This is a genomic window from Actinomyces oris (genome assembly GCF_001937445.1).
Taxonomy (GTDB): domain Bacteria; phylum Actinomycetota; class Actinomycetes; order Actinomycetales; family Actinomycetaceae; genus Actinomyces; species Actinomyces acetigenes.
In genome coordinates this window covers 1-10,820 of the sequence record NZ_MSKS01000018.1, presented here as the reverse complement: position 1 = coordinate 10,820, position 10,820 = coordinate 1, and the positions used below count along the sequence as shown (strand labels likewise).

Genomic DNA, 10,820 nt, shown 5'->3' with positions numbered 1-10,820 from the left:
ATCCCCATCAAGAACAGCTGAGCACCACCATGTCTCGTATTTCGCGTAAAACCATCTGGCTTCCATCCGGACCGGCAATCACTGAACGCGGCAGTATCCTCCCCTACATCAGTGTTGCCGCTGCAGTTGTGGCATTCGTGGCACTGGGTCTCATGACTGGCCTGGGGGATGCCATTCTGCACCGTCGCGATGCCAGCAACGCGGCAGATGCGGCCGCCTTGGCAGCCGCACATACCTGGGCCGACTCCATCGAGTCAACCTACCGAAACGCAGCAAGCTCTGGCAACGAACGCCAATTCTGGGGAAGCATTGGGCACGGGGCGGGATCGTTCGCAGGTCCAAAGGCTGAACAAGCAGCCAAGTATTACGCCACACTCAATGACGCGATGGTGACATCGTATTCGGTCGACGAGTCTCGTGGCACCGTGACAGTCTCAGTGCGCACCAACTCCACTGTCAGCTACACCCAAGACAGGGCCACCGCAACCTCTACAGCCAAAGTCACATTTGAACGCGGCGTATGTTTAAAAGACGGTAAGGTCGGTTACAACATCCATGGAGAATGTTCCACGAACTCGCATCAGCAGCGGCAATCGGCCAGTTCGAATCCACCGAATCCAAAGAGGGGAACGTCAACCTCCCCTCACCCCTCATCGAATAATTTACACAGCCTGCCGAAGGCAAAAGTCAGCGCACGATTAGTTAACTAATGCGAGCTGTCTTGCAGGAAACTACAGGAAGATATCACGGAGGATCTCATGAACGCGCAACGGTTTCGTTCTGTTTCACTAGTAATTTTGGCGGCAACATTGATCACAAGCTGCAGCACGCTCGGCCACACAAGCAATGACGCCGCCAAGCCCTCAGCCAGCAGTAGCGGAAGTAGCTCAAATAGTTTCGTCAAACAAAACCCCGCCCACGGTCTAACGCTTGAAGCTCCAAGTTCTGTGACTTCTGACAAGCAACCCATGAAAGACCAGAACGGCCTATCTCGCATTAACTACTACGTCACCGACCAGGCGAGTCCAGCAATCATCGACGTAGAATACTACACAAACCACTCTCAGACCGCTGCGGGCATCGCGAGTAAAGACAAGGCGGCCTACGCCACGGATGGTGTTTCGATATCACCCGAGGTGAAGACAGTGAAAGGGTCATCCAGCGCCTATACGTTTTCCTGGGAGCAATCCGCGGCGCCACCTTGGAACAATGACACGAAGGAAATCAAACTGTCATGTCAGGCCGTTCTGTCTGACGGACCTTCCGGTTATGCTTACGGGGTCTACGTTTGTGCACCAAAAGACAACACTAACAGCCTTAAGATGACGCAACATATTCTTGACTCGATTGAGGTAAGAGGAGCCTAGGTCACCTCAACTGCTTTTGGGCCGAAGAGCCTCAAGCTCAACATAATACCTCACACAACAGCATCCCCGACAACATACTTTCAAGAATTGAGTATACCTAACTTAAGGAGATCGATGAAAATGAACAGGCACTGCCGTCAACAAGAACAGAAAGGGCAGTCGACTGTTGAGTATGCGGGGGCCGCCTTCGTTGTCGCGGCAATCATCGCTACCATTGCCACCCTCATCGCCGCTGGAAGCGGCGTCTCCCTCGCTCAAGCTGTTGTCTGTAAAATTTCCTCAGCGATTCATTCTGTAGGCGGCACGGATGACTCCTACTCCTGCGACTACTCGCAGAATCAGGGGCAAGAGGCCAACGATCCTCGTAAAGTCGATCCGGGATCGATCCCGTCTCAATCTGAAGAAAGGACGGCCTCAACATCAGTTGGTGTCAGCATTCCGTTACCTGGACCTGGATCAGCTAATGTCGGCGGCAAGGATGGTACGTCCGTCACTAAGACCACCTATATGGATAACTCAGGGACACGGCAGTACTCGAGCACGCAAGAAGGTTCAGCCGGGTACGAAGTCGGCGCATCCACTGATGATAAAGGGGGAAGCAAGGACAAAGGGAAGGGCAATCCCTTCAGCGCCAAGGTCAATGCGTCAGCAGGAGTTTCAGTCAGTCATACCACATCTGAAACCTATAACTGCGACACCCCTGACCACATTTCCTGCGAAGAGTTCGACAAACAGAATGAGGAGAACACCGAGAATCACCTCAACAATCAAGGCCTAGGCCGCATCGGCAACGGCGGCACAAAGTTCGAGCAAACCCCGGACAGTACTTCAACTGTATGGAATGCAAAACTAAAACTCGAAGCCAGCGCCTCAGCCAGCCTGGATGTCAAACCTAAGGTTGGAGGAAGCGACAATAAGAAGGACGAAGACCAAAAGGACGACAAGGACGAACAGGGCGAAGAGAGCGACAACCAAAAAGGCGTCCCCGTCGGTCAGCTCAAGGCCAGCGCGAGTCTCAACATCTCCGGGGAAGCTGGATACACATACACCACTACCACCGATGCCAGCGGCAAGACATCGAGTTCTCATAAGTTCACATACACGGGATCGATCGGCGGATCCGTGGAAGGAAGCGCCGAAGATCCTACAAAGTCATTCGGCTTGAAGGCGGCCGCAGACGCTTCAGGGAGCTATACTGGAAGCTACGAAGTGACTTATGACGAGAACGGAGATCTCAGTAAGATTACTTTCACTAACGTAAAGGTGGGTCAAGGTTCATGGTCAGCGACAGGACTGAAAGAGGATGACGGTGCAGACCACCCTCAAACGTCGACAATCACCACGACACTTGACGTCTCTTCAATGAGCGACAACGATAAGAAGATCGCGCAAGAGTATGTCGACTCGTCTTTCACTAACGGAGCTCTCATCGTGCCACAGTCTGTCCTTAATCCGGACAGCCCTTCAGACAACAGCTTCGAAAACTTGTTGTATGAGCGCGCACAGGTGACAAGAGTGGTTCAGGATGGTACAGTCACCAACGAGGAAGGTGGCTGGGGCCCCTTTAAGAAGAACTCGAGTACCGACTCAAAGAATACAGTGAGCGCTCAACAGCTGAGCCAGCCAAGCAACGGAGGCCGCAGAACTTTTGAGAATATGTAACGCATACTACAACAGGGACGATTCGAGGTTGGTGAAATCATGACGACATCAGGATCATCGTTGCGTGGGCACAGTAACCCTGACGGCACTCATGACCGTATGTTTTCTAGAAAGTCATTCTGTGCAACAGGTTCCTCGTTCGCTGCATCGTCGTTACTCTTGGCCGCTTGCGGACGAAGAACCGAAACGGCTCCATTGAGCAAGTTGAAAGCAGCCTCGGACACCTCCCAACCGCACCCTTCGACTACTCCTCGGGAGACATCGCCGAACCAGTGGATTGAGACAAATCATCAAGGGATTTCATTCTATTTGCCTACGTCTTTTAAGGGGCCGCAGCAGCGTTCCGATTGGGGGATGTATGAGGTTTATTATGATTTAACTGATGACAAGTCTTCTGTCGTCCAGCGACTATTGTGTTCCGGCGTGTCAACAGAATCTAAGAACCCTGACGGCATCAGGCAGTCAGTGAACTTCATCAATAAGGGGATTATTGAGAATTATAAGGAGGTTAAACGCATCTCATGGGACGTCGATCAGAACAACGCCATCGAACGAGTTTTCTTCTATTGGGGTCCAGACACTGACTCCCCGGGCTGGACCTGGATGATTGCATCATCTGCCGGAGTTGGAGTTGTGACCATCTTCGGTGCATATCAGGATGACGGATTGCGAAACGGACTCGAATCCTCACTATCTTTGAAGGGAGCGTAGCAGTGAATATGAACCGAAGGGGAGCACTATCGTTAGCCACCCTTCCTTTAGGAGCAACAATTCTTCTTGGATGCAGTTCAAACAACTTTCCGAAACCTCCGGGAGATTGGCAACGAGTAAGCGATGGAAACTTATTAGTTGCCGTCCCCTCCGGCTGGAAGAAATCCAGTCCCGGAGATGGAACATGGACGACAAAATGGACTGACAGCAAAAAGCAAACCAATGTTCTCTTGACGGCGAAGTCGACGGAAGAGAGCGACGTCTTTGCGGCGCTTGACACTCAGGCCGATGCTGCACGCTGTGTCACACGAGGGTATCGCCTTGTCGGTGAACGAGTCTCTTGGTCCGATGGAAGTACCGTACTGGCACGACAAGATTATGAAGTGGATTGGCCAACTAAAGGGTACGGAAGCACATGGGCGATCAGCAAGTATGGAAACATCGCTCTCGTTAACCTGTTTAATGAGAAGAAGGACAAGAATCAGTTTGATACAGTCGGCGGCTGGATCGAGCTGACGTCATCGGCTTCCTCTTCCAGTGCGTCCAGCTCAGCGGCGGCCTCCGCCATTGCCTCGACGCGACAGGATGGGACACAGAGCATCACTTTTAGAGGGTTGGGTTGCGTCGTTCCAGCAGGTTGGGTGGACACTGGGCCGCTTGAGGGATCTCAACGATGGGCCGACTCTTGGGCGTTGGCGGACTCACAAGGGATTCTCACGCAGAGGCTATTCTTGGCTCCGAGTGTTCCTCAGAAGTCGGTTCAGGATGCACTGTCGGCGATAGAGAAAGACTCGGCAGACGGGGCGTTGGAGAATTTTTCCAAGCTGTCTCAGCAGGCTGTCAGCCTGTCCGGATTCTCAGAAGGTGTCCGCCTGGATTTTGGCGCCGGAAAGTCAGGTTCCGACCAGGGCGCTATCTGGGTCGTACGCAAGGATTCTCGGATTGCCGCTGTCCAGTACTCAGGCACGGGCACTATTGATACCAGCCTTCGAACCTCTATTGAGCAGTCGCTCACCCTCGACTGATCTCGCTATCGCACCTATGACACAGCGAGGTATGCGTTCTATGCAATGGCGAGTAAGGCGATTGCGGTTTCTCTGGGCTGGAATCTCGGCGGGCAATTACTGGCGATGTTATCGATGTTATCGAGGCCTTCGAACCGCTTCGGTTGCGGTGCCGCTCGCAATCGCACTCTCCGACAACCCCGATGTGCCACAACAGAGTGGCGTCAGAGCACATCTGTACGTAGAGTCTCGGACTGATAACGGTATCGCCCCCGACGACGCCGCTCTGCACCTGTCGCCTCATCGAAAGGACGCACTCCGTGCGCTGTCGTTCCCAGACTCCCCGACTGGCAAGGACAGTCGTCCTCACACTGTTCGTCGGTATCTCAGTCAGCGCCATCCAACCGGCTGCCGCGGCCCCAGACTCAGGGGCGAAACAGGCCGCCGGTACCACACGGTCACTGTCCAGCGGATACAGCGCGGAAGGTTCTGGGACCAACCCGGTGACCACGCAGGTCACCGGAGCACGGGCCAAGCGAGCGGCATCTCAGTGTTCCCACCAGCGCTCCTGCCCATCCCCCTCATCCCCGGAGGTCACCAAGCAGGCTGAGAACACGGGGGCCGGACGGGTCAAGCACGCTCACCCTGCTGCGGCAGCTCGGCCCGACTCCACGATCGAGTCGTCACCCAGCCGACTGACGGTTGGCACGACGGCGTCGGGCGACACCCCCGGCAGCGCAGCAGCGCGCCAGTCCTCGGTCACGTATCCGATCCTGACCATCGGCGGCAACATCGCGTACCGCAGAACAACCTCCCTTGAGCCCGACGGGACTGGCGCCGTCAGCCACACGCTCTCCTACAAGGCCGACGTCCCGGTCCCGGAGCACAGTCAGGAAGTCGACTCGGCGTGGAACAGCTTCGGTATCGCCTCTCCCCCAGCAGGTCAGCGCATTTGTTTAGGTTATGTCACCCTGTCCTACGACACCGGCGGCGACCTCGACAAGATGACCTTCACCCATGTCACCGAGGGATCTGCCAATGGCGGTATCTCCGGAGTCCCCGCGGGCACGGCAGTCACGACGGTGGTCACCACGACACTTGACGTCTCAGCACTCAGTGGATCGGATCGCGATCTCGCCAACGACTATGCCTCAACCGTCCTGCTCTCGTCGGGCACCGTCAACATCCCTGCGACCTCATTGTCCGTGGGTGATCCGCCGAGTTCCTCCGCCAGTGGCACATTCGCCGCCGTCCTTGCTGCCAAAGCGAGCACCACTCAGCTCGTTGTCAACGGCACGGCGATCACTGACAACGGTGGCTTCGACGCCCTCTCCGGCAGCTGGAGCACTGACAAGCTCACGAAGGACCGCAAGCAGCTGGCGAGCCAAACCCACTAGCCGGTTCCTCTTTGGACGCCTGACGACAACGCAAGGACAGCGCATGAAGACTCCTGTAAGAGCTGTGGCGGCAGCGATGGCCATACTCGCCCTGTGTGCCTGCAGCCACCGAGGAGCCTCAGACTCCGGCACCGCCTCGGCCGCAGCATCCGTATCCCAACCGTCGACGTCGAGAGGCTCGGATACGACGGCGTCGGGCGGCATGATGACCCTTCTCCCAACCGGAAACCTCATCATCCAGGTACCCGGGGATGCCGTCACCGGGGCCACCACGACCTACGACGACGGTATGCAGCAGACCTACTACGACAGCCGCGGAAGCGTTCCTCTCACTGTTGCTGTCGAGTACTACGCCGCCGGCGCCAAGCCCGCGGCAAGCATCCTGGCCGCGGAGCAGCAGGCGCTGACCGCCCAGTCCATCCAGCCCACGGTCACTCCTGTGAAGGTTCCTGGCGGATCCGGCGCGAACCGTCTGGACTGGCAGACCACGGCGATCCCGCCATGGCTGCAGGACCGTAAGACCGCCGAGGTTCCCATCACGTGCGCGGGGATCATCGTCGACGGTCCAGGCGGAGAGAGCTACGGCGTCTACGCCTTCGCGGACCCCAAGAACAAGGAGAGTCTGAACCGCATGTCATCCGTCCTCACGTCAGTGGCGGTGAGTGCCTCATGAATCGCCGCCTCCTCATGGCCGCCGGCGGTATCGCCTCCCTGAGCGCGGTCGCCTCATGCAGCAAGTCTCCAGAGAAAACCCCTGTTTCAGGAATGACCTCAGTCGATGACGTGAAGCAGCCGCAAGCCCCGTCCAAGAGCCCGCAAGATGCTCCCCAGGACTGGGCCGGCATTAACTTCTCCGGTATCTCTGTCAGTCTGCTGTCCTCCCTCAAAGGCCCCACTCGGCGCAGTGGGTGGCCCCCGTATGCCGTCTCCTACGACCTGCAGACCAACGACACCAGCTTCGCGCAGCGGGTCCTGCTCTCCGGTATCGACGCGAGCACCACCGCCGACGGCCTCAGGCAGACCGTCAATCTCACGAGCTCCTACCTCTTTGAGAACTACTCGGAGATCGGGCGGGTCTCCTGGGAGGCCAGCGGCGACAAGCCCGCCACTGAGAGGGCCGCCTTCTACTGGGGTCCTGCAACATCCTGGCTGGGGTGGACCTGGCTGCTCGCCTCACAGGTGGGGACCGGCGTCGTCACTCTTCTGAGCACCGTCCTGGATGACGGCCTTCGCAACGGCATCGAGAACTCTCTGACCCTGACGAGGCAGCAACAATGACCATCCAACGACGACGCGCCCTCCTAGCATTCTCAACGGCCACAGCCGCAACGCTTCTTAGCAGCTGTTCCTCGGCAAAGCATCCAGGCCCAGAAGGTGACTGGGACCGTCTTGAGGAGGGCGACCTGCTTCTTGCGGTGCCCAAGGGCTGGGATCGGTCGGTGGCACAGTCCAGCCTCTGGAGTACCACGTGGACCGACCCGTCAGACAAGTCGGCCGTCCTCATGACGGCCCAGTCCGTCGAAGCGAAGGACGGCTACAACGCCCTCGACCTTGCCATGAATGCCGCCCGGGCCGTCACTCGCGGGTACCAGCCCGTTGGCTCTCGGACCGCTGTCACCAACGGATCCATCATCCTGGCGCAGCAGCAGTACCAGACCACCTGGCCCTACCAGAAGAAGGGCTCCCTCTGGGCCATCAGCCGGGAGTCGAAGATCTGCCTCGTGGACTTCTCCGGAGAGAAGATCACCAGCGATCAGATCTCGACCGTGGGCCAGTGGATCGAGCTGCGCTGAGGCGGGGACACCCCTGCCTACCCCCAGCGCACATCGACGTGGCGGTTGGCGGCCTTGCCGGCCTCATTGACGCTGCCGTCCGCGTTGGTCTCAGAGGCCACGGGCTCGCTCTCCCCCTTGCCGGAGGACTGGACGTTCAGGGAGGGGACCTTGGAGGTCAGGTAGTCGGCGACGGCCTTGGCCCGCTGCTCGGAGAGCGTCTGGTTGTATGCGTCGTCAGCGACGGAGTCCGTGTGCCCCACCACGGTGACCGTGGCCGGCGCCTTGCCGTTCCAGCGGCTGACGATCTCGTCGAGCACCTGCTTGGCCCGGTCAGTCAGGGCCGAGGAGTCGACGTCGAAGGTGACGTCACCGGACAACGAGGCCACCGTGGTCTTGCCGTCCGAGGAGTAGGTGACCGCGCTGTCCGAGCTGCTTGAGCGCGACACCGGCGTGACAACGCGGTCCACGGTCTGAGCCACCCGGGGATTACCCGGCCCTGCACTCTCCGGTTGCTTGGTGATCGTCGTCGGATCGGCTGTGGCACTGTTGCTCGCAGCCGCCAACGGGCGGCCCGCTTGCGGTGCTGCGGGTAAGGCAGCAGCCCCGGCGGACACTGACCACGATGTTGCCCACACGGCGACGGCCGCGGTGGCAAGCACCCCGGACCGAGGCCGACGCTTGGCGCCCCTTGCCCATCCCCCATTCATCTGCCGTCTCATCGGGCCACCGCCACGTTGCTGAAGGTGCCTCCATTCGGGATGGTGATGGTGACGTTCTTCGCCTCGGCCGGTACACCGGTGAAGGTAGCCTGGAGCGCGATCGTCTGACCGGGTTGGATGAACTCCGTGAGGCCACTGGAGCACAGGCAGCCGCCCTGGGAGTCGTAGGAGACGCGGTAGATGCTTGAGGAGGACGGTTCGATGAGCGTAAAGCCGTCGGCGTTGTTCGTGCTCCCTCCCGGGCTCGCCTTTCCACTGGGCTGAGGCACCGAGTCGTCTCCATCAGAGAATGAGTCGTATATCCACATGTCATTCTTCTTGTCATTATTCGTCACGGAGAACATGACGGTGACTGTGGTTCCCGCACCGGACACGGAGTTCAGGGAAACAGTCCCGGGTTTACTGTCAACGGTCGTGGGATGCGACTCAATGGCCGCACCATGACCACCGCCCCCGGCCTGCGCCGACTTCGGCGCTGACGCCGACGTCGAGGTCGAGGTCGAGGTCGACACCCCCTTCTCACCCGAGGAGCCCCCTGGCAGCTGGCAGGACGCCAGGGTTGCCGCCATGCCAATGGCGCTCATGGCAGCCAGGACTCGCTTCGAAGCAGTCATCATGATGGAACCTCCGTTGCTCTCGATCAGGCCACATCGACCTGAGGAATACTGAGACCCTATGCAGCACCCATCATTCGAGAAATGGGGAGTGGAGTGCGTGGTGTTTCTCGGACTGGGGGAGTTTTTCTTCCCGTGAGTCGATAGGATGGAGACCATGCCAGCAGCGAGATACTCAGACGAGTTCAAGGCGCAGGTGGTGCGTGAGGTGATCGAGAAGGACCGCACCATCTCCTCGGTGGCCGCCTCATACGATCTTGTAGCCCAAACGGTGGGTAACTGGGTCGCAAGATACAAGAGGGAGCACGCCACCGACCAGGACCGCAAGAAGGCATCCGAGTCAGCCGAGATAGCAAAACTCAAGGCAGAGGTTCGTGAGCTGCGTCAGGAGAACGAGTTCCTGAAAAAAGCAGCCGCCTTCTTCGCCAAGGAACGACCGTGACCGAGCGCTACCAGCTGATCAACCGCGAAGAAGGCTCCTATCCCATTTCCTCAATGTGCCAGTGGTCGGGCGTGTCAAAATCAGGTTACTACTCCTGGCGTGACCGACCACAGTCACAGACGGCCATTCGGAGGGAGGAGCTGGCCACTATGATTAAGGATGTTTTTGAGCGCTCCGATGGCACCTACGGTTACCGGCGTATCCAGGCGGTCCTGGAGCGGCGTGGGGTCCGGGCGGACGGTTCCACGATCCGGTCCATCATGAGGGACCTGGGCCTGCAGGCCGCGCAGCCACGGGCAAAGGTCCGAACCACCGTGCCGGCTAAGGACCTGGACGAGCGGCCCGACCTGATCAGGCGGGACTTCACAGCTGACGAGCCCGGCAAGAAGCTGTGCGGGGATATCACCTATGTCAGGACGTGGGCTGGGTTCATCTATCTTGCGACCGTCCTGGACTGCTGCACGAAAAAGGTTGTGGGTTATGCGATGGCTGACCACATGCGCACCTCCCTGGTGTGCCAGGCCATTGACATGGCGGTACGCAGGTGCCCGATCGAGGAGGGTGTGACGATCTTTCACTCCGACAGGGGGAGCCAGTACACGTCCCAGGAGTTCCTGGATCACCTCAAGTCTTATGATATTCGTCCCTCGGTGGGACGTACGGGGGTGTGCTGGGACAACGCTTGGGCAGAGTCGTTCAATGCTACGCTCAAGAATGAGAGAGTGTACCGGATGGTTTATCCCACGAAGGACAAGGCGATCAACGATATTGCCTCGTGGATCGAGCTGAGATACAATCGTACTCGTCTTCACTCAGCTCTAGGGTATCGCACTCCCGACGAGGTCGAAAGTGAGTTCTTGGGTCTGAAGAAGGTAGCCTGAAGCAAGAAAACAAGCACTGTCCGAAAAACACCCAGCAGTCCAGAGACTCCCACGGGGAAATATCGTGGAGTACCCGGGGTACACGCGGGGAGACCGAGAGAATCCGTGTACTCCCCATGGAGTTATGGGGAGTACACGGGGAGCGATGGGGAGTACACGGGGAACCCCTCTTGCTGGGATGATTACGTTATGATTACTCTCGGTCGTTGAGAAATTTCGGCGGACCCATGAAGGAGTTCTTGTGTTGT

At 58.2% G+C, this 10,820-nt stretch carries 13 protein-coding genes; 11 read left to right on the top strand and 2 right to left on the bottom strand.

What is annotated here, in order from left to right; all coding sequences use genetic code 11:
• The 9 genes from BKH20_RS06290 to BKH20_RS06255 form a co-directional block, all read left to right on the top strand.
• The coding region (locus BKH20_RS06290) for a pilus assembly protein TadG-related protein (protein ID WP_218638150.1) at positions 1 to 710 on the top strand (710 nt) is incomplete at its 5' end.
• Positions 711 to 758: 48 nt separating this feature from the next.
• On the top strand, positions 759 to 1,367 hold the full coding sequence (locus BKH20_RS14010; RefSeq protein ID WP_075390374.1) for a hypothetical protein: 609 nt from the start codon (positions 759 to 761) through the stop codon (positions 1,365 to 1,367).
• A 114-nt stretch (positions 1,368 to 1,481) separates the two neighbouring features.
• A complete protein-coding gene (locus BKH20_RS14005; RefSeq protein ID WP_143224957.1) occupies positions 1,482 to 3,029 on the top strand; it encodes a DUF4402 domain-containing protein in 1,548 nt (515 codons plus the stop codon).
• A 423-nt stretch (positions 3,030 to 3,452) separates the two neighbouring features.
• Positions 3,453 to 3,740, top strand: a complete 288-nt coding sequence (locus BKH20_RS14240; protein ID WP_178388566.1) for a hypothetical protein — start codon at positions 3,453 to 3,455, stop codon at positions 3,738 to 3,740.
• Between the two features lie 8 nt (positions 3,741 to 3,748).
• On the top strand, positions 3,749 to 4,765 hold the full coding sequence (locus tag BKH20_RS06275; RefSeq protein WP_075390377.1) for a hypothetical protein: 1,017 nt from the start codon (positions 3,749 to 3,751) through the stop codon (positions 4,763 to 4,765).
• Positions 4,766 to 5,247: 482 nt separating this feature from the next.
• A complete protein-coding gene (locus tag BKH20_RS06270) occupies positions 5,248 to 6,141 on the top strand; it encodes a hypothetical protein (RefSeq protein WP_075390372.1) in 894 nt (297 codons plus the stop codon).
• Between the two features lie 205 nt (positions 6,142 to 6,346).
• Entirely contained in the window at positions 6,347 to 6,814 is a 468-nt protein-coding gene (locus tag BKH20_RS06265) for a hypothetical protein (protein WP_256693057.1), read from the top strand.
• Positions 6,811 to 7,419 carry a hypothetical protein gene (locus tag BKH20_RS06260; protein ID WP_075371442.1) on the top strand — a complete coding sequence of 203 codons (609 nt, stop codon included), beginning with the start codon at positions 6,811 to 6,813 and terminating at the stop codon, positions 7,417 to 7,419. Before BKH20_RS06265 ends, BKH20_RS06260 begins: the two co-directional genes overlap by 4 nt.
• Before the next feature lie 161 nt (positions 7,420 to 7,580).
• A complete protein-coding gene (locus tag BKH20_RS06255) occupies positions 7,581 to 7,934 on the top strand; it encodes a hypothetical protein (RefSeq protein ID WP_256693056.1) in 354 nt (117 codons plus the stop codon).
• Positions 7,935 to 7,951: 17 nt separating this feature from the next.
• Here BKH20_RS06255 and BKH20_RS06250 read toward each other — a convergent pair whose 3' ends face one another.
• Positions 7,952 to 8,395: an OmpA family protein gene (locus BKH20_RS06250; protein ID WP_256693055.1), complete on the bottom strand. Its 444-nt coding sequence runs from the start codon at positions 8,393 to 8,395 to the stop codon at positions 7,952 to 7,954.
• Between the two features lie 236 nt (positions 8,396 to 8,631).
• Entirely contained in the window at positions 8,632 to 9,249 is a 618-nt protein-coding gene (locus tag BKH20_RS14650) for a hypothetical protein (RefSeq protein WP_256693054.1), read from the bottom strand.
• Between the two features lie 157 nt (positions 9,250 to 9,406).
• Between BKH20_RS14650 and BKH20_RS06240 the strand changes: the two genes are divergently transcribed.
• Entirely contained in the window at positions 9,407 to 9,691 is a 285-nt protein-coding gene (locus BKH20_RS06240; RefSeq protein ID WP_075390376.1) for a transposase, read from the top strand.
• Positions 9,688 to 10,572: an IS3 family transposase gene (locus BKH20_RS06235; RefSeq protein ID WP_075390368.1), complete on the top strand. Its 885-nt coding sequence runs from the start codon at positions 9,688 to 9,690 to the stop codon at positions 10,570 to 10,572. Before BKH20_RS06240 ends, BKH20_RS06235 begins: the two co-directional genes overlap by 4 nt.
• Positions 10,573 to 10,820 lie beyond the last annotated feature (248 nt).